At 67.5% G+C, this 17526-nt stretch carries 17 protein-coding genes; 7 read left to right on the top strand and 10 right to left on the bottom strand.

From position 1 onward, the window contains the following. Both AB0M24_RS23660 and AB0M24_RS23655 read left to right on the top strand, forming a co-directional pair. A complete protein-coding gene (locus AB0M24_RS23660) occupies window positions 1-699 on the top strand; it encodes an LLM class flavin-dependent oxidoreductase (protein ID WP_363771555.1) in 699 nt (232 codons plus the stop codon). Beyond that, entirely contained in the window at window positions 639-1583 is a 945-nt protein-coding gene (locus tag AB0M24_RS23655; RefSeq protein ID WP_363771552.1) for a DUF1152 domain-containing protein, read from the top strand. Before AB0M24_RS23660 ends, AB0M24_RS23655 begins: the two co-directional genes overlap by 61 nt. Here the strand turns inward: AB0M24_RS23655 and AB0M24_RS23650 are convergent. Together AB0M24_RS23650 and AB0M24_RS23645 are read right to left on the bottom strand one after the other, a co-directional pair. Next, entirely contained in the window at window positions 1577-2587 is a 1011-nt protein-coding gene (locus AB0M24_RS23650) for an MFS transporter (RefSeq protein ID WP_363771549.1), read from the bottom strand. The two genes, AB0M24_RS23655 and AB0M24_RS23650, sit on opposite strands and share 7 nt — an antisense overlap. A gap of 154 nt (window positions 2588-2741) precedes the next feature. Next, the gene (locus AB0M24_RS23645; RefSeq protein WP_363771546.1) at window positions 2742-4082 is read right to left on the bottom strand and encodes a cellulose binding domain-containing protein; all 1341 of its coding nucleotides are present in this window, start codon (window positions 4080-4082) and stop codon (window positions 2742-2744) included. Window positions 4083-4209: 127 nt separating this feature from the next. On the opposite strand from AB0M24_RS23645, the gene AB0M24_RS23640 reads away from it, so the two are divergent. Continuing rightward, window positions 4210-4977, top strand: a complete 768-nt coding sequence (locus AB0M24_RS23640) for a methyltransferase domain-containing protein (protein ID WP_363771543.1) — start codon at window positions 4210-4212, stop codon at window positions 4975-4977. Here the strand turns inward: AB0M24_RS23640 and AB0M24_RS23635 are convergent. From AB0M24_RS23635 to AB0M24_RS23605, 7 genes are all read right to left on the bottom strand, one after another. Continuing rightward, a complete protein-coding gene (locus AB0M24_RS23635) occupies window positions 4974-5279 on the bottom strand; it encodes a hypothetical protein (RefSeq protein ID WP_363771540.1) in 306 nt (101 codons plus the stop codon). The two genes, AB0M24_RS23640 and AB0M24_RS23635, sit on opposite strands and share 4 nt — an antisense overlap. Then, a complete protein-coding gene (locus AB0M24_RS23630) occupies window positions 5276-6532 on the bottom strand; it encodes a choice-of-anchor P family protein (RefSeq protein WP_363771537.1) in 1257 nt (418 codons plus the stop codon). The genes AB0M24_RS23635 and AB0M24_RS23630 overlap by 4 nt, the downstream gene beginning before the upstream one ends. After that, entirely contained in the window at window positions 6529-7182 is a 654-nt protein-coding gene (locus AB0M24_RS23625; RefSeq protein ID WP_363771534.1) for an ABC transporter ATP-binding protein, read from the bottom strand. The genes AB0M24_RS23630 and AB0M24_RS23625 overlap by 4 nt, the downstream gene beginning before the upstream one ends. Then, window positions 7179-7871 (bottom strand): ABC transporter ATP-binding protein, encoded by a 693-nt coding sequence (locus AB0M24_RS23620; protein WP_363771531.1) that lies wholly within the window; start codon window positions 7869-7871, stop codon window positions 7179-7181. The genes AB0M24_RS23625 and AB0M24_RS23620 overlap by 4 nt, the downstream gene beginning before the upstream one ends. Next, window positions 7868-9682, bottom strand: coding sequence for an ABC transporter permease (locus tag AB0M24_RS23615; RefSeq protein WP_363771528.1), 1815 nt, complete (start codon window positions 9680-9682; stop codon window positions 7868-7870). Before AB0M24_RS23615 ends, AB0M24_RS23620 begins: the two co-directional genes overlap by 4 nt. Continuing rightward, on the bottom strand, window positions 9679-11082 hold the full coding sequence (locus AB0M24_RS23610; protein ID WP_363771526.1) for an ABC transporter substrate-binding protein: 1404 nt from the start codon (window positions 11080-11082) through the stop codon (window positions 9679-9681). The genes AB0M24_RS23615 and AB0M24_RS23610 overlap by 4 nt, the downstream gene beginning before the upstream one ends. A gap of 175 nt (window positions 11083-11257) precedes the next feature. Further along, entirely contained in the window at window positions 11258-12013 is a 756-nt protein-coding gene (locus AB0M24_RS23605; protein ID WP_363771523.1) for an SGNH/GDSL hydrolase family protein, read from the bottom strand. A 127-nt stretch (window positions 12014-12140) separates the two neighbouring features. On the opposite strand from AB0M24_RS23605, the gene AB0M24_RS23600 reads away from it, so the two are divergent. The 4 genes from AB0M24_RS23600 to AB0M24_RS23585 all read left to right on the top strand — a co-directional run bounded on the left by AB0M24_RS23600 (window position 12141) and on the right by AB0M24_RS23585 (window position 16510). Further along, complete coding sequence (locus AB0M24_RS23600) at window positions 12141-13046, top strand: DUF4142 domain-containing protein (RefSeq protein WP_363771520.1); 906 nt, start codon at window positions 12141-12143, stop codon at window positions 13044-13046. An 85-nt stretch (window positions 13047-13131) separates the two neighbouring features. Further along, on the top strand, window positions 13132-14592 hold the full coding sequence (locus AB0M24_RS23595) for a DUF1996 domain-containing protein (protein ID WP_363771517.1): 1461 nt from the start codon (window positions 13132-13134) through the stop codon (window positions 14590-14592). Between the two features lie 76 nt (window positions 14593-14668). Then, on the top strand, window positions 14669-15286 hold the full coding sequence (locus AB0M24_RS23590) for a hypothetical protein (protein ID WP_363771514.1): 618 nt from the start codon (window positions 14669-14671) through the stop codon (window positions 15284-15286). Window positions 15287-15340: 54 nt separating this feature from the next. Continuing rightward, a complete protein-coding gene (locus tag AB0M24_RS23585) occupies window positions 15341-16510 on the top strand; it encodes an alginate lyase family protein (RefSeq protein ID WP_363771511.1) in 1170 nt (389 codons plus the stop codon). A gap of 34 nt (window positions 16511-16544) precedes the next feature. Here the strand turns inward: AB0M24_RS23585 and AB0M24_RS23580 are convergent. After that, on the bottom strand, window positions 16545-17526 hold a 982-nt coding region (locus AB0M24_RS23580), incomplete at its 5' end, for a hypothetical protein (RefSeq protein ID WP_363771508.1).

The following is a 17526-nucleotide window of genomic DNA, read 5'->3' as shown; positions in this document are numbered from 1 at the left end:
GTGCAACTCGGTGTCTTCACCGCCGGTGACCTCGCCCCGGCCGAGATCGTCGGCCTCGCGGTGGCGGCCGAGGAAGCGGGCTTCGACGTCTTCGCGGTCGGTGAGCACCACAACCCGCCCTACACCTCGTCCTCCCCCACCACGTTGCTCGCGTTCATCGCCGCACGGACGACTTTGCGGCTCTCCACCGCCACGACCTTGATCACCACGAACGACCCGGCGCGGCTCGCGGCCGAGTACGCCACCCTGTGCCTGCTCGCCCCGGACCGGGTCGACCTCGTGCTCGGCAGGGGCAACACCGCGAAGGTGTTCGGGTGGTTCGGCAAGGAGATCGAGTACAGCCTGCCGTTGACGATCGAGCACTACGAGACGCTCAGATCGTTGTGGCCCACCAGGCCTTACGTGTGGCACGCCTGTACGCGCTCACCTGAGATCGCCGATCTGGCCGCCGAGCACGACGACGGGCTGTTCGTGTTCGCCGATCAGACCGAACACGTCGCCCGGTATCGCGACCAAGCCGCGAACCCCCGGCTCGGTGTGCTGGCCGACCACCTCGACGACGGCCTCGCGCTCGACCCCGACCGGTTGCTGATCAAAGTCAGCAGCCAGGAGCAGATCGAAAAGCTACTGTCGGACACGTGTTCAGCCTTGCCCAGCCGCCGCTCTTCGCCAGACTCCACGGTGCGCGGAACGTCCTGATCGCCGGTGCGGGCGGCGGGTTCGACGTGTTCGCCGGGCTGCCGCTCGGGATCGCGTTGCGCGGTCTCGGCAAGCGGGTCCACTACGCCAGCCTGAGCTTCAGCGACCTGGAACGCCTCGACCTCGACGCGTGGCTTGAACGCGGGCTGGCCGCTGTCGAACCCGAGACCAGCGGCGAGGACGCCTACTTCCCCGAACGTGAGCTCGCCCGGTTCCTCGGCGACACCGTCTACGCGTTCCCGAGGACGGGCGTCACACCACTGCGCCGCGCCTACCGGACGTTGGTCAAGAAGCTCGAGATCGACGCGGTGGTGCTGGTCGACGGCGGCACGGACATCCTGCTGCGCGGCGACGAACAGCACCTCGGCACGCCGACCGAGGACATGACGAGCCTCGCCGCGGTGCACGCGCTCGACGTGCCCGCGAAGATCGTCGTGAGCCTCGGGTTCGGCATCGACGCGTATCACGGGGTGTGCCACGCGCACGTGCTGGAAAACCTTGCCGCGCTGGACAAGCAGGGCGCGTACCTGGGCGCGTTGTCGATCCCGTCCGACAGCCACGAGGCCCGCGCCTACACCACCGCGGTCCAGCAGGCGCAGGAGGCGACGCCGCTGTCGCCGAGCATCGTCAACGGCCAGATCGCGGCCGCGCTCAGGGGCGAGTTCGGCGACGTGCGGTTCACCAGCCGCACCGAGGGCAGCGAGCTGTTCGTGAACCCGTTGATGGGCGTGTACTTCAGCGTCGACCTGGACGCGCTGGCCCGCGGCGTCCACTACCTGCCCGCGCTCGAAGGCACGCGGACGGCGTTCGACGTGGCGCTCGCGATCGAGGACTACCGCGACAGCAACGACGAACGCCGGCCGAAGCGCGCTCTTCCTCACTGACGCCGGATCACCAGCGCCACCACCAGAATCAGCACACCGATCGCGAACGCCGACCCGAGCACCCACAGCCCGTAGATCGCGAACGCCACGAACTCGGACCCGATCGAGGCCACGGACGTCACCGTGGCACGGGCATCGGACTCGATCCGGTGCTGCAGCTCGGTTTCCACCTGCACCAGGACGAACCGGTACAGGCCGTAGAACAGTCCCAACAGGACGATCGCCCACGGCACAGCCCACACCGCGGCGAGCATCAGCACCACGCCAGCAGCGAACAGAACCCAGCCCCGGAACGGCAACCGCCCGCCGAGCGACGCACCGGCCGCACCCAGCAGCGGCACCCCGATGGTCGCGAGCGGCACCCACACCGTCGGCACGTGCCAGTCCTGGGCCAGCAAAGCGAAGTACTCCTCGAACGCGTCGATCGCGTACACCAGAGCCACTGCCAGCACAGCACGTTTGATCGGCACGGACGCCCGCAGACCCTCGCGCAGCGTCGCGAAGTAGCTCTCGTGTTCGTCCGACTCGCGAGGAGGTTCCGGGAACCGCAAGGCGATCACGGACGACGCGACGCACATCGCGACGGAGATCCAGCCGGTCAGCTCGTAGCCGCCGAAGGAGAACAGCACGGTGGCGATGACCGCGACCGGTACCTGCGCGATCAGCTCGATCGTGTCGACCCGCGCGTTGAGCTTCCCGTAGAGCGCTTCGTCGCCGTTGGCCGCCAGCCCGTCGTACAGCAGGGCCTCGAACGCGCCGGACGTCAGCGTTCCGCCGAGTCCCCACAGCACGAAACCGGCCGCGAAGCCCCAGAACGACGGGAACAGCACCCACGACGCGTATCCCAAGGCCTGCAGCAAACCTGCTGCGACCAAAGAGCTTCGCCGTGAGAACCGGTCGGCGATGGCACCCGACGGCACCTCGAACACGACCGCTGTCGTCGACCAGATCGCGAGCAGCACGGAGATGGAGGCGTCCGACAGCCCGCTGTCGGCGAAGAGCAACGAGTACAGCGCGTAGATCGGGATGAGGTGCGAACACCACGCCCAAGCCGTCGCGGTTCTAGATAGATCAGTTGAAGATCAATGTCGTCGGCGCATGGGACAAGGCTAAGCCGTCAGCGCCACCGAATAAATGGCGCTGACGGCTCGTGACCGCCTAGAAACCGGCAGTGATGCGGGTGAACGCGAGGTCGGCCTGCTGGATGCCCGAGCAGTTCGACGCCACCTGGCCGTCGCAGCCGCCGCGGTCGCGGTTCACCGACCAGAACGCGAGGCGCCCCAGTCCGTTGGACTTCGACCAGTCGCGGATGGCCGTCCAGTCGTCGACCGACGTGAGCTCGCGCTGGTCGGACAGACCGTTCATGCCCGAGATGCCCACGCGCTTGAACGCATCGGCGTCACTCAGGCCGAACGTCGACTTGATCTTGTTCTTCAGCCCGGTCGCCGCGCCGATGGTGTCGGTGCGGACGTTGGAGCTGCCGAAGTCGAACGGCATGATCGTGAAGATGTCGATGTTCGCGCCGAGCGCCTTCGACTGGTCGATCAGCCGCGCGCCGTAGAAGTTCGGGCCGGTGGTGCCGGTGCCGAACGTGACGATCGTCTGGATGCCGGGGTTGTTCTGCTTGACGATCTTCAGGGCCGTGATGATCCGGTCCTGGACGGTCGTGTTCTCGAACTCGTCGGAGTTCTCGATGTCGATGTCGATCGCCTTGAGCCCGTAGGCGTTGATGACCTGCTGGTACGCACCGGCCAGCGCCTCGGGGGTCGAGCAGTTCGGGCCCAGCTTGTTGCCGCTCCAGCCACCGAACGACGGCACGATGTCACCGCCGGCCGCGCGGATGGCGTTGATCGTCTGCTGGTCGACACCGCCGGTGAGCGGACGACCCTGGTCCCACACCGGCGTGCAACCGCCGCCGGACAGGACGAACGCGAGCGTGAACCACTTGACGCCGGTCGAGCTCATGACCTGCGTGGCGTTCTGCGGGTTGCCCCAGCCCAGGTACAGGTAGGGCGCGCCGCGGCCGGTGCCGGGCAGAGGCGGGTTCGACGTCGTAGTGGTGGTCGTCGTCGTGGTGGTCGTGGTCGTCGGCGGGTTGCCGGTGCCGTCGCACGAGTCGCCGTTGATCTTGCAGCCGGACGGGTCCGCGCCGGATCCGCGCGCGGTGAAGCCGAAGCTCGCCGTGCCGCCGACGCCGACGTTGCCGTTCCAGGTGTTCTTGACGGTGATGTGCTGGCCGCTAGCGGTGTACGAGCCGTCCCAGAGCGACGCGATCGACTGCCCGCTCGGGAGGTCGAACTCGACGGTCCACGACGAGAGCGCGGACGAGCCGCCGTTGGAGATCGTGTACTTGGCCTCGTAACCGCTGCCCCAGTCCGACGTCTTGGTGAACGCCGCCGTCACGCCCGTCGCACCGCTCGCGGGAGCGGCTACGACGCCTCCTACCACGGTGGCTACCGCCAGACCGAGGGTGAGGATTTGCCAGCGGAACCTCTTCATGGTGCTCCTTCACGTGCAGGGGGAACGTGATGGGTCGCACGTTAACTGGTCTAAACCAATGGTTCAAGGGTGTGAACAAGCCAAATCGGCGTGCGGTCGTGGAACCGCTCTCCTAGGGTCTGACGCGATGAACGCTCACGAAATCGCCCAGCTCATGGCCGCGTGGGTGCCCGATCCGGACATCCAGGTCGCACAGACCACATATCGGTTGGCGTTGGCCTCGGAGTGGCGGATTCCCGACGGTGCCTCGGTTTTGGAGGTCGGGTGCGGTCAGGGCGACATGACCGCGGTGCTGGCGTCTCTCGTGGGTCCAAACGGGACGGTCGTCGGAGTGGACATCGCCCCGCCTTTGTACGGCTCACCGGTCACCGTTGGTGATTCCGCGCGGGTGCTGCTGGACGGGCCGCTCGGCTCTCGCATCTCCATGCGGTACGAGACGGACGTGCTTCGCGATGACGTCGGTACCGGTTACGACCTCGTGGTGCTCGCCCACTGCTCGTGGTACTTCGCGTCCGCGGATGTTCTGTCCCGGACACTGGCGAAGATCCGCACGCTCGGTTCGAGGTTGTGCTTCGCCGAGTGGGACCCGGAACCCGTGCACCCGAACCAGGTTCCGCACCTGCTGGCCGTGCTCGCGCAGGACCGCATGGGCGAGACCGACGGCAACATCCGTGCGCCGCTCACCCGTGCCACGCTGCTGGCCGCGTTGGAGAGCACGGGCTGGGAGGTCGAGCAGATCACGTCCGTGGACACGAGTGGGCTGCAGGACGCGGACTGGGAGATCGCCGCGGCGCTGGAGGACGCGCCGGACGGGCTGGCGAAGGAGTTGTTGCGGCAGGTCGCGCGCAAGAGCGGGAACGTGCCGCTGTCCGCCTACGCTCTGACCGCGCGCTAGACCCGTTCCGCGTCCCGTTCGCGTTCCTCCAGCAGCTGCAGCAGCGCGTAGGTGGTCTGGCGCTGTTCCTCCACGAGCTTGGTCAGCCACGACCCGAAGTAGAGGAAGCCGCCGACCCCGATCAGCCCCACACCGAGAATTCCGCCCGAGACCACATAAGGGATCTGCTCCCACACGTACCCGGTGTGCGCAACGCCCCACCACGCGAAGAGGATCGCAGCGATGCCCGCGGTCATCAGCATCGTGCCGACGAGTCCGATTCCACTGCGCATTCTGGCGCGCCGCCGGTCCTGCATCGTCATGGCTTCACCCGCAGGTCGGGGACACCGGTGGGGTGCCCGGAGGGACAGGGAGCGCCGCCCAGCAGGAACGTGCCGAACGACTTCATGCCGAACGCTCCTGCCGCGGCGACCCCGAGTCCGGCGAGGACTATCAGCGCGGGCACGCCGGGGAAGTCGAGCAGGGATCGGGGCTTGGCTCGGGCGTTGGCCACAGGTGTCACGGCCTTGGGTGGCGTGACACCGGCCACCGGGGACGTGCCGGGTGAGGGCGCTGAGCCGCCGGCGTCGGGCGGCAGTGGCAGAGGTGCTTGGGGCACAGGGACATCGGGCGGCGGTATCGAAGCAACAGCGGAAGCGTTTGCGACTGCTTCGGTGTCACCGACGATCACCACCATCTTGCGCAGCGGGTTGAGCAGCGGCACGAGTTCCTTGGGCAGCAACGGGGCCAGCACGCCGTCGAGGATGCCGCCGAGGCCCAGCTTGGTGCGCAACGCCAGCACGTCGATGGTCAGGGTCAGGCCGCGGGACTTGGACGTCGCGCCCGTTCCCTCGACCTTCGTGGCGGCCTCGGGCCAGGCCAGGGAAATCCCCAGTGGTTCCAGCGCCTTCAGCAGGCCGTCCGGTGGGGCGGCGGGTGACTTGACCGGGAACTTCTGGCCCAGCACGGTGAACTCCGCCACCGAGAACGTGCTCGTGCCGCTGCCCTTGCTGCCATCGCTGACCGCAACGGACTCGAAGCGAACACCCGACATCACGACCAGGCCGGCCAAAAGGGAAATCGTTTGCGCGGACGTCACGGCCGACGACCGCGCCTCGGCAGCCGACACAGCGTTCGTGCTGGTTGAGGAGAGGCCGTCGGTGGTGAGCAGGAAAGGAACTTCTTGGCGGGCGCCCGCGTACGACTCGGTCTTGGCCGCGCTCGCGGTGGCGCGCATGCCCGACTTCGACTCGTCCGCCGGGCCGCCGGGCGTCGCCGCGTTGGCCTGCACGGGATACGCGAAGCCGAGCAGCTGCGGCAGACCGGTGCCGACGGCGGCGCCCGGCCACACCGAGCTCGCCAGGGAACGGCCGATCGGGCCGGAGCCCAGCTCGGTCTGGGTGTAGGAGAGGTGGACCTCGCCCTGCGGTTCGGTGGGCACGGGAATCAGGTCGGTGTGCAGCAGCACGGACACCGGTGCGGCGTGGGCGGAGAGAGTGAAGCCGCCGATCTCCGAAGCGGCTCGGGCCGGCGCCGGGGACAGCAGGAGCAGCAGCAGGACGAGTGCGTACCTCATGACGTCCCTCCGAAGTAGACAGAGGCCAGGTCGGTGTCGGCCGCGATCTCGCCGTGCGCCATCACGACGACTTGGTCCGCCACCGACGAGGCCGTTTCGGCGAACTGCTCGACGATCAACATCGTCACGCCACCGGAAGCCAGCTCGCGGACGACCTCGTACAGCTCGGCGACGATCACCGGCGCGAGGCCCATCGAGAGCTCGTCGATCACGACCACCGCCGGGTCGGTGATCAACGCGCGGGAGAACGCGAGCATCTGCTGCTCACCGCCTGACATCGAGCCCGCGAGCTGCTTGTGCCGCACGCGCAGCTTCGGGAACCGCTCGTAGACAACGGAAGGATCTCCGCGCATCAGGCGCAGGTTCTCGGCGACGGTGAGGTTCGGGAAGATCGCGCGGCCTTCCGGGATCGTGCACAGGCCCGCATGAGCCAGTTCCTCGGGCGCGGCGTCGTTCACGTGCACTCCGCCGAGGTGCACGTGCCCGGACGTGGCGCGCAGCTGTCCACTCAGGACCTTCACCAACGTCGACTTGCCCGCGCCGTTGGGGCCGAGCAACGCGGTGACCGTGCCGCGCGGCACGTTCAGCGACACTCCGCGCAGCACCTCGATCCGGCCGTACCCGGCGTGGACGTCCGTCAGATCGATCATCCGAGATACGCCTCCCGGACACCCGCGTGCTCACGGATCTCTGAAGGCGTCCCGGAAGTCAGCAGACGGCCCAGGTTCAGCACGTGCACGACGTCGCAGTAGCCCATCACGAGGTCCATGTCGTGCTCGACCAGCACGACCGAGCGCCCCTCCCCCACCAGCTCCCGCAGCAGCTCGCCGAACGCGTCGGTCTCGGCCCGGTCCAGCCCCGACGACGGTTCGTCCAGCAGCAGCAACGAAGGATCGGTGGCGAGTGCGCGCGCCAGCTCCAGCAGCCGCGCGGCACCGGTCGGCACGGTGTCGGCCTGGTTGGACGAGAACTCCGCGATTCCCACGCGTTCCAGCAGTTCCGCGGCCAGCCGAGCGGGCCGGCGGCGACTTTCCAGCGCCACCACGACGTTCTCCCAGACCGTCAGCGACCCGAACACCTCGAGTCGCTGGAACGTTCGCGCCACGCCTTGCCTGGAGCGCTGGTGCGGCCCCCAGGACGTGATGTCGGCATCGCCGAGCAGCACCTGGCCCGCCGACGGCTTGCGCAACCCGCTGATCACGTCGAACAACGTCGTCTTGCCCGCCCCGTTGGGCCCGATCAGCCCGGTGACGCCGACGTCGACCGACAACGTCACGTCGTTCACCGCGGTCACCTCGCCGAAGCGAACCGTCACGCCCTCCACCCGCAGTGTGCTCATGCGCGCCGCCAGGACCAGGCGCGGAAGAACCAGCTCATCAGGCCGTTGGGATCACGCGCCAACCCGGCCGCCGCGACGCCGAGCAACACGACCGCCGCCCCCGCGAACGCCGGGAAACCGCTCTGCAGCACCGGGAGCAGCATCAGCAGCAGGCCGCCCAGCGCCGCGCCGGACACCGACGTCACGCCCGCGATCACCGCGAACAGCAGCAGCGGCAGGTTGTTGAACAGCTGGAAGTCGCTCGCCGCCACGGTTTCCCGCAGCTGCGCGAACAACCCGCCCGCCAGCCCGGCGATCGCGGCCGACAGCGAGAACACCCAGACCCGGATCCAGCGCACGTTCATGCCCAGCGTCGCGCACGCAGCCGAGCTGTCCTTGACCGCGATCATCCGCCGCCCGAGCCGTCCGCGCCTGATCATCAGCACACCGGCCCCGACCAGCGCGAACACCACCGCCACCAACACGAGCTGCGCGGCCGTCGACGAGAACAGCGCCGGCACCTGCAGACTCCCCCGCACCCCGAACGCGATCGGCGACTGCAGCACGAGCTTGTCCATCAGCTGCGCGAACCCCAACGTCGCCAGTGCCAGGTACAGCCCGCTGACCCGGAGTGCCGTCAACGCGATCACCGCACCGATCGCCGCCGCCACCACCGCGCCGACCACCAGCGTCCACGGCGAGCCACCGAGCCGCGCCACCGTCACCGCGCCCACGCCGACGAACGTGAACTGCCCGAGCGACACCACCCCGCCGTACCCGGTGAGCAGCACCATCGACAGCAGCACGATCCCGAACACCAGCCCCAGCGCGAGCTGCCCGGCCACCACCTTGTCCACCAGCAGCGCCAGCACCACGACCACACCCAGGAACAGCGCCGCACCCACGCCGGTGGCAAGTCCGGATGGCACCGTCACCCCGCGCGATCCCCGCACGCCACCGATCCTGAGTGGCGACTGCGGCATCGCCAGCAGCACGACGAACAGCAGCAGCGCCGGAATCGCGGCCCTGAAGGAGATCCAGAACGGCGAGGACGGCAGGTAGGCCACCGCGTAGGACTGCACCAGCCCGAGCCCCAACGCCCCCACGAACGTCAACGGCAGACTGCGCAACCGTCCGACGAGAGCCGCGGTGTAGGCCGTGATCACGAGCAACGTCATCGTCACGTAGTCGAGCTGCACGACCGGCGTGAGCAGAATGCCGCCCAGCGCGGCCAACGCGGACCCGATCGCCCAGCTCAACGCCGACAGCCGGTTCGGGCGCGTTCCGTACAACGCGGCCAGCTCGGGCGCGTCGACGCACGCCCGCATCGCCAGGCCCGTGCGGGTCCGGTTCAGCAGCACGTACAGCCCGCCCGCGACCAGAACCGCGCACGCCAGCGTGACCAGGTCGTGGCCGCTCACATAGGACTGTCCGATGTGGATGCCGTACTGGTCGAGGAACGGCCGCACGGGCCGAGCCTCCGGCGGCCAGATCGCCTGGGCCGCGCCGATAAGGCCGACCAGCACGCCGACTCCGGCCACCAGGGTGATCCCGACCGGGGCACCGGCCAGCCGACGCATGATGAACCGTTCGATGAGCAGTCCGAACAGCGGCGCGCACACGCCGACCACCAGCAGCAGGGCGAGCCATTGGGGCAGGCCGCGGTTCTCGGCGAGCTCCCAGTAGAGGAACGCCATGACCATGCCGATCGCGCCGTGGCCGACGTTGAACACCTTGGAGGTGCTGTAGGTGAGGACGAGACCGCCGGCGACGACGGCATACGCGCCCCCGGTCACGAGGCCGAAGATGGTGTAGGCGAGGAGGGCCGTCATCCGCCCACCCCCGTGTCGATCAAGGAGCCGCACGCGTACCCCGAAGCCGGCGCCAGCCGCGACCAAGCCCCACCCTTGAGCCGCACCAGCGTCATGCAGGCCGAAGTCCGCTTCCCCCCGACGTCCTGCGGCGCCACCATCCCCTCAGCCGTGAAGTCGTGCACCCCACGCACCGCGTCCAGCATCGCCTTCCGCGTCAGCTGCGGCCCCACCTTCGCCGCCGTCTGCACGAACAACCGGGCGGCGGCCCAGGCGAACATCCCGAAGTACGTCGGCGCCGCGCCGGGAGCCACCCGGCCCAGCCACTGCTTGTACAACGTCACCTGCGCGTTGTTCTCCTCGAACAGCGCGCCGTTCGTGTAGACGACGGTGCCGTCGACCGCCGCGCCGCCCTGCTTGATGTACTGCGGGTCGTACGCGGACGGCTCCGTGATGAACGCTTCCGGCGTGTACCCCTGCTGCCGCATCGCCTGCTGCAACCGCACCGCGTACTGCCCGGAGCCGATCCAGTAGACGATCTTGGTGCCGGTCTCCTTCAACTTCGCCACGTACGGCGCGTAGTTGACGTCCGCGATGTCGATGGCCTGCGTGTAGACGAACTTGATGCCGCGGGCCTCGGCCGCCTTCTGCATGCTGCGGGCGTTCTGCGCACTCGCGTCGGCGTTCAGGTACAGGTAGGCCGCGGCGCCGATCGCGCCGGGGAAGGTCGACTTCACCAGGTCCGGGCCTGCCGTGGACACCAGGTTCACCACGTTGGACGCGGCGCCGAAGCTCACCGGCACGCGCTGCCGTTGGGCGGTGACGGTCGAGGCCCTCAGGTCCGGGATGCCGCACGCGGTCGCGGCGGGACCACCGCCCTGGTCGAACGCCGACATCGAACCGACCAGCGCGAACGCCTGCTCGCACGCCTGGGAGGTGGCCTGCTGGTCGCCGCCGCTGTCGGTGCGCGAGTCGAACGACACGAGCTTGAGCTTGCGGCCGCAGATCGCGCCCTGGGTGGCGTTGAAGTACTCGACGAACGCCTTCGTGCCCTGCTGCGCCGCCTGGAACAGGCCGGGTACCGGCCCGCTGATGTCCGAGATGTTGGCGATGGTGATCTCGCCAGGGGTCACGCCCTTGTCCGTCGCACCACCGGTGCCCTGGCAGCCGCCGGCGATGCTGCCGGGCGGGTTCGGCTGCTTGTTGGGCTGCCCGGCGGTGCCGTCGCTGCCGGGCTGACCCGCGGTGCCGTCGGAACCGGGCGCCGCGCCGTCCTCGACCGGCACCGAGCCGTCCTGGACGACCGATCCGCCGCCTTGGGGCACGGCGAGTGCGGCGCGTTGCTCGGCGGTGAGCCTGCTGCCACACCCGGCGAGCAACGCGCAGACCACCAACGCGATCAGCGCAGCACTGCGATGCATGCGGACGAACGCTAGGCCACTGCATCGGTGCAGCCCGGGCCTGCTACCAGCGATTTCACCCAGGTGGCGGACACGAAATCTAGAACGCGTTCTATCTGCAAACAACCTCGAGGAAAACCGTCACCAAAGCACTGTTAGGTCGTTAGACCACCTTGCGCCAAGGAACACGTTCTACCTACGAGGGCGGCAGTAGCTCCGGACGACGAGCCCGCACGACGTCACCCGACGACTCCCCGCGCAACCGGCGCATCACCCAGGGAACGACGTGCTCCCGAGCCCACTTCCAGTCCTCCGCCCGCCGAACCCTGCGGTCAACCAGAGGAGCCACCCCGAGCACGGTCCGCTGCAAGGAATGCGAGACCCCGAGACCGTCGAGCACAGAAATGGCGACCTCGGTGTGCCCCAGGGAGTTCAGGTGCAGCCGGTCCGCGGACCACATGCGACGGTCGCGCAGCTGCCGCATCGCCCACATGTCGACCAGAACGCACGAGAACTCGGCGGCGATCGCGCGCACGTGCTCGTTGTAGATGGCCACGCGACCACGCATCTTGCGGAACACCGGGTCGTCGGCCCCGTCGACACCCGTGAAGAGGATGACGCGCGCGCCCGCACCCGCGACGCGCGCAACGGCATCGCGGTACCGGCGCATCAGAGCGTCGATGTTCACCTTCGGCCGCATGAGATCGTTCCCACCCGCGTAGAGCGAGACGAGGTCCGGGTTCATCGCGAGAGCGCGCTCAAGCTGCTCGTCGAGCACCTGCGGCAGCAACCGGCCCCGCACGGCGAGATTGGCGTAGCTGAACTCGGGATCGGCGGCGAGAACGTCGGCCACGCGATCCGCCCAGCCACGCACCCCGTTGGGCCTACCTGCGTCTTCGTCACCGACTCCTTCGGTGAACGAATCCCCCAACGCCACAAAACGCTTGCTCATGCTCAGGACTTTAGGTCGCGCGTTCGAACCGGGGTTGCGCGGGGTTCGATAACGTTTTGATAACGCCGGGGTCTCGAACTGAGGCGGGCTCCCTTTCCCAGCCGTAGTCCCGATCGTGCGACTCCCCATGAACTTGGCAACGCCGGCGCGACTCCTCGTCGCGTTGGTCGGCTGCGCGTTGGCCGTGCTGCTCACCACCGGGGTCGCATCAGGTCAGCCTTCCACTCCCTCGACCCCGATTTCGACCCCGCCGCCCGGAAGTGGCGGGACGGGCGACGAGGTCGTGCAGACCCAGTGGGGTCCGCTCGGACCTGCCGACCGGGACTTCATGAACCGGGTCAAGCAGGCCGGGCTGTGGGAGAAGCCCGCGGGCGAGAAGGGCAAGGCCAAGCGAGCCGACCAGCCCAAGATCCAGGAAGCCTGCAAGCACCTCATCGAGGGCCACACGCTGCTGGACAACGTCGTGAACCGGGCAGGCGTCCTGCTCGGCCACACGCTGCCCACGGAGGCCTCCGACGAGCAGAAGGGCTGGCTCGGCGAGATGGACGCGGCGAACGGCGACGAGTTCGACGTCGTCTTCGCGAACCGGCTCCGCGCGGCGCACGGCAAGGTCTACGCCTACGCCGCGCAGATCCGGGCGGGCACGAAGAACGAGCTCATCCGCATTCTGGCCACGCAAGCGATGATCACCGTCTTCGACCACATGAAGGTGCTCGAAGACACCGGCAAGGTCGACTTCGCCGGTCTGGAGTCGCCTCAACCGCTCGCTCCCCCCACGGCTGCCTCCGGGGCACCGGAACCAACGGGGGACAACAACGCTGAGGCGTCAGCCAACCCGACCGACGGCGTGATCCCGACAGTGCCGGAGGGCACCAAGTTCACCCGCACCGCCGAGCAAGGCGTGTTCGGGGACAACAACGGTGTCTTCTTCGGTGCGATAGCGGTGCTCGCGCTCGCGCTGGTCGGAATGCGAATGATTTCCCGGTCCAAGAAGAAAACGACGAGCCGACGAAGCAGTTCGCGTTCGTTCTAACCGCACACCGAGCTTAAACCCGAACAACACGGCTAACCGCCGTCAGCTTCACCATGCCGTTTTATCGGACTACACGAGGTGGCAAATGGCTTTTCACCGTAGGAAATCCACGATCTGGCTGACCGCCGCCGCAGCGGCGATGGCGCTGGTCGCTGGCGGTGCCGCGGTGGTGGCGATCAGCTCATCTGATGGCGCCGCGCTCGCCGATGGCCCGGACAAGAACTTGTTCGTCGACATCACCAAGGTGAAGCCGAACGTCAAGAAAGTGAACCAGCAGGGCAACGCCTCCAAGGGCAATTTCATCGTCGACTGCGGACGGAACGAGAACGGGCACTTCAACCCGGACAACTTCATCGCGCAGCCCGGTGTCCGCAACGGTGCCCAGCACCTGCACGACTACGTCGGCAACCTGTCCACGAACGCCGACTCGAACAACAAGTCGCTGCAGAAGGCAGGCACGACCTGCAAGAACGGTGACAAGTCCGCGTACTTCTGGCCTGTCGTCCGCATCGACACCGAGGACGAGGAAGAGCCGGCCAAGCAGCCGCCGAAGAAGGACGACAAGGCGCAGCAGGACAAGGACAAGGCCGACAAGGCCGCTGCCCGCCTCGAGTGCCCCGACGTCGCCTCCAAGCTCCCCGAGGACATCCCGGACAAGGCCCAGGCGGAGATCGACAAGGAACTCGAGAACATCGAGAAGGTCACCGACGAGGCCGAGAAGAAGCTCGAGCAGACCAAGGCTCAGGACATCGACAACGTCATCGTCGGCCCGACGCGCGAGAAGCGCGCCGCCATCCTGAACCGCATGATGCTGGCGTTCAGCCGCCAGGGCAAGCAGGCTCCCGACCTGAACCCGGCCGCCGCCTGCGCGGTCAAGAAGCAGGGCGAGAAGGCCGCCAAGCTCGACGACGGCGCCGAGAACAACGACGAGGCTCAGGCCGAGGGCACCGAGAACAAGAAGAACCAGAACAACAAGGAGGAGAACGCCGACCTCGAGCTCGAGGGCAACGACGGCGTGATCCAGCGTCCCGAGGTCGCCCAGCTCGAGTTCCGCGGCTCGCCCGTCGGCAAGGTCGTCGCGATGCCGAAGTTCCTGCGCGTCCTCTACGGCGACGCCAAGGTCTCGACCAACGGCACCAAGAACGCCAAGGACTCGTGGACCTGCTCCGGCTTCGAGGACAAGGTGCTGATCAACAAGTACCCGATCTGCCCGCAGGGCTCGAAGGTCAAGCGCATCCACGACTTCCCGAGCTGCTGGGACGGCAAGAACATCGACTCCGCGAAGCACCGCGAGCACATCGTCTTCCCGGACAAGAACTCCGGCAAGTGCCCGAAGGGCTTCAAGGCTGTCCCGCAGCTGCGGATCTCCCTGACCTACAACATCCCCAGGGACATCCAGCAGAAGGGTCAGTACAAGGTGGACTCGTTCCCGGAGGAGGAGCACAACCCGTTCTCCGACCACGACGACTTCGCCAACGTGATGTCGCAGCAGATCATGAACCGTCTCGTCAACTGCGTGAACTCCGGCAAGAAGTGCCGCGAGTGACCCAGTTCTGAGAGAGCGCGAAATCCCCGGTGCACCTCCCGCGCACCGGGGATTTCGCGTGTTTACCCTGTCCCGCATGGCACAACGGCGGACCTGGCGCGAGGTGGACGGCGAACGGATCGACGGCACCTGGCGGCCTGTCTTCGTTCGCAACGGGGACAGGTACTTCCTCACCGATCTCGTCATCTACGCCGACGGGATGCTCGACTGCTGGGGTCTCGTGACGCTGGACGAGTTCGCCGGAATGCTCGCCTCGGGCAAGGTGGCCACCGAGTTTCCCGAAGGCGCTGAAGGGTCCGCGCTTCACCTGGGCGCGTGGAAGTTCGCCGAACCCCAGTCCTGGATCACCCCCGAAGCACTGCTCGCCGAGGTGCGCGACGACGTCGACCAACTGGCCGGCAGGCCCGACTCCACGGCCCGATGCCTTGCGGCGGTGGACGTTTTCCTCGACGAGCAGACCGAGGAGAACCGCGCGTCGGTGCGCGAGGCGTACCTGGCCATCCCCGAGCACATGCGGGTCTACGCGCTCGGCGACATGGACCGCAGGGACTGGCCGCTGCGAGTGCTCGCGGCCGGGCCGGGCAACCGGTACTCGTGGCAGGACGAGGAGCTGACCGTCGGCCGCAAGGCGCACGCGGCGGCTCTGAAGTACTTCACCGACCTGCGGGAATGGCGACGCAGTTCACCAGCGTGAACGTTGTGCCGGAATCATTGACCGCAAAGGTATAGACCACTAACACTGTGCCGCATGGTCACCCGTTCCTGCGCGGTGCTGATCGCACTGCTGGCATCGTTGCTAGTACCGGTCGCCGGATCCGCCCAAGCGGCTCCGGCGACGTTCGTCCACCCGGGAGTCGTCGTGTCCCGGCCACAGCTGGACTTCGTGCGCGCCAAGGTCCAGGCGGGCGCCCAGCCGTGGAAGCTCGCCTACGACCGCATGATGGCGTCGAAGTACGCCGACCTGAACCGCACGCCGAAGCCGCGTGCCGTCGTGGAGTGCGGTTCCTACTCCAACCCCAACTACGGTTGCACCGACGAGCGCGAGGACGCCATCGCGGCCTACACGCTGTCGCTCGCCTGGTACATCACCCGCGACAACCGGTACGCGACCAAGGCCGTGCAGATCATGGACGCCTGGTCCGCCACCATCCGCGACCACACCAACTCGAACGCCCCGCTGCAGACCGCGTGGTCGGCTTCCTCGTGGCCCAAGGCGGCCGAGATCATCAAGCACGTCTACGGGAACTGGCCGAACAGCGCGCGGTTCGGCACCATGCTGCGCAACGTCTACCTGCCCGAGATCCAGAACGGCCGTGCGAACACGAACGGCAACTGGGAGCTCAGCATGATGGAGGCGTCGATCGGCATCGCGGTCTTCCTGGAGGACCGCGCCGCCTACGACAAGGCGATCAGCATCTTCCGCACCCGCATCCAGGCCTACATCTACCTGACCACCGACGGTGCACTGCCGAAGACACCGCCGGGCAGCGGCATCGACACCAGGTCCGAGATCATCTCCTACTGGCACAACCAGTCCACGTTCGTCGACGGGCTCACCCAGGAGACCTGCCGGGACTTCACGCACACCGCGTACGGGCTGGTGGCCGCCTCGCACCTCGCCGAGACCGCGAAGCACCAGGGCCAGGACATCTGGGGTGAGATCAAGGACCGGATGCGGCACGCGTGGGGCCTGCACACCAAGTACCAGAACGGTGAGCCGGTGCCGTCGTGGCTGTGCGGCGGGTCGTTCAAGCAGAACCTCGGGCCGACGTCGGAGGTGTCGTTCAACGCGCTGAACACCCGGCTGGGCATCGCGATGGCGAACACCCAGGCCTACACCGAACGGATACGTCCACAGGGGACGGACAACCTGTTCGTCGCCTGGGAGACGCTGACTCATGCGGCGAATCCGGCCTAGTCGCGACGAGGGTGGTCGCCGCCCGCGACCACCCTCACCTCCTCGACAGGTAGATCCTCGTGCGTGCCACGTGAGAGCGCGCTTCGTCACGTTGCTCACCGGCGCACTGCCAGTTCTCGATCCAGGCTTCGAGCCGGTCCAAGAGGTGCTGAGGGTCGCCTGGGAACCGACCAGGAACGATCACGAAGCTGGTGACGCGAAACAACATGTCCAGGTAGTACGACCCAGGCGAACAGTGGGGACTGAGGCTTTCCGGACGGTGCAACCACAGGACCAGCACGTCGTCGAGCCTGGCAGCCGGTATCCCGTATTTCAGCCCCCTGCGTCGACACAGCTGGTCCATCAGGCCGTCGATCTCAGATTTCGAGTTTCTGGCCGACAAATTCTCCGACGACAACGTCCACGTGGCTCGTTCCACCGCAGTCAGCAACGGCATCAACAGATGTGGCCACTTCCTCAGATCTCGCAAGATAGGAGAAAGGCGCCACCAGACATCCTCGTCGTCGGGATTCTTCGACGCCCACATGACGGTGGCCGCCGCCACCGTTTCGGTCATCAGTCTCTGCCGGGCGACGTATTTCGAGACGAAATCCGAGCCAACTCCGTTGTGAGCAATCCACACGAGCGCCATGTCCACGACGACCTGCCGGCGAACGACGCCGAGCTCCCGTAGCAGCAGCCTGCCGAGCACGAACTGCGCACCGGGTTCACGGCCGTGGAGGTTCATCCACGCCATGGCCAAGCCGACGGCAGCTTCCCCGTCCTCGTCACCAAGCTCACGAGCCAACAGCGATTGCAGCACGTGCTGCGCCTCAACAAGATCACCGTGGGCCGCCAGCCACGCCAACCCAAAACCCACAGCCTCACCGGCAACATCACCAGGAAGCTCACGCCCCAGCAACGGAGCGAGAACAAACCCCGCCTCGCCAAGATCACCGTGGGCCGCCAGCCACGCCAACCCAAAACCCACAGCCTCACCGGCAACATCACCAGGAAGCTCACGCCCCAGCAACGCA

This window comes from Lentzea sp. NPDC051838, assembly GCF_040681245.1.
In the GTDB taxonomy this organism is placed as follows: Bacteria; Actinomycetota; Actinomycetes; order Mycobacteriales; family Pseudonocardiaceae; genus Lentzea.
The sequence above is the reverse complement of the archived record's forward strand: the minus strand, read 5'-3'. Positions and strand labels throughout refer to the sequence as shown.

Excerpts from the sequence above, each read along its gene's own strand:
- AB0M24_RS23625 (WP_363771534.1), bottom strand. The coding sequence starts at position 7,182 with ATGATCGATCTGACGGACGTCCACGCCGGGTACGGCCGGATCGAGGTG.
- AB0M24_RS23640 (WP_363771543.1), top strand. The coding sequence starts at position 4,210 with ATGAACGCTCACGAAATCGCCCAGCTCATGGCCGCGTGGGTGCCCGAT.
- AB0M24_RS23605 (WP_363771523.1), bottom strand. The coding sequence starts at position 12,013 with ATGAGCAAGCGTTTTGTGGCGTTGGGGGATTCGTTCACCGAAGGAGTC.
- AB0M24_RS23585 (WP_363771511.1), top strand. The coding sequence starts at position 15,341 with ATGGTCACCCGTTCCTGCGCGGTGCTGATCGCACTGCTGGCATCGTTG.
- AB0M24_RS23600 (WP_363771520.1), top strand. The coding sequence starts at position 12,141 with ATGAACTTGGCAACGCCGGCGCGACTCCTCGTCGCGTTGGTCGGCTGC.
- AB0M24_RS23635 (WP_363771540.1), bottom strand. The coding sequence starts at position 5,279 with ATGACGATGCAGGACCGGCGGCGCGCCAGAATGCGCAGTGGAATCGGA.
- AB0M24_RS23630 (WP_363771537.1), bottom strand. The coding sequence starts at position 6,532 with ATGAGGTACGCACTCGTCCTGCTGCTGCTCCTGCTGTCCCCGGCGCCG.
- AB0M24_RS23595 (WP_363771517.1), top strand. The coding sequence starts at position 13,132 with ATGGCTTTTCACCGTAGGAAATCCACGATCTGGCTGACCGCCGCCGCA.
- AB0M24_RS23620 (WP_363771531.1), bottom strand. The coding sequence starts at position 7,871 with ATGAGCACACTGCGGGTGGAGGGCGTGACGGTTCGCTTCGGCGAGGTG.
- AB0M24_RS23645 (WP_363771546.1), bottom strand. The coding sequence starts at position 4,082 with ATGAAGAGGTTCCGCTGGCAAATCCTCACCCTCGGTCTGGCGGTAGCC.
- AB0M24_RS23615 (WP_363771528.1), bottom strand. The coding sequence starts at position 9,682 with ATGACGGCCCTCCTCGCCTACACCATCTTCGGCCTCGTGACCGGGGGC.
- AB0M24_RS23590 (WP_363771514.1), top strand. The coding sequence starts at position 14,669 with ATGGCACAACGGCGGACCTGGCGCGAGGTGGACGGCGAACGGATCGAC.
- AB0M24_RS23610 (WP_363771526.1), bottom strand. The coding sequence starts at position 11,082 with ATGCATCGCAGTGCTGCGCTGATCGCGTTGGTGGTCTGCGCGTTGCTC.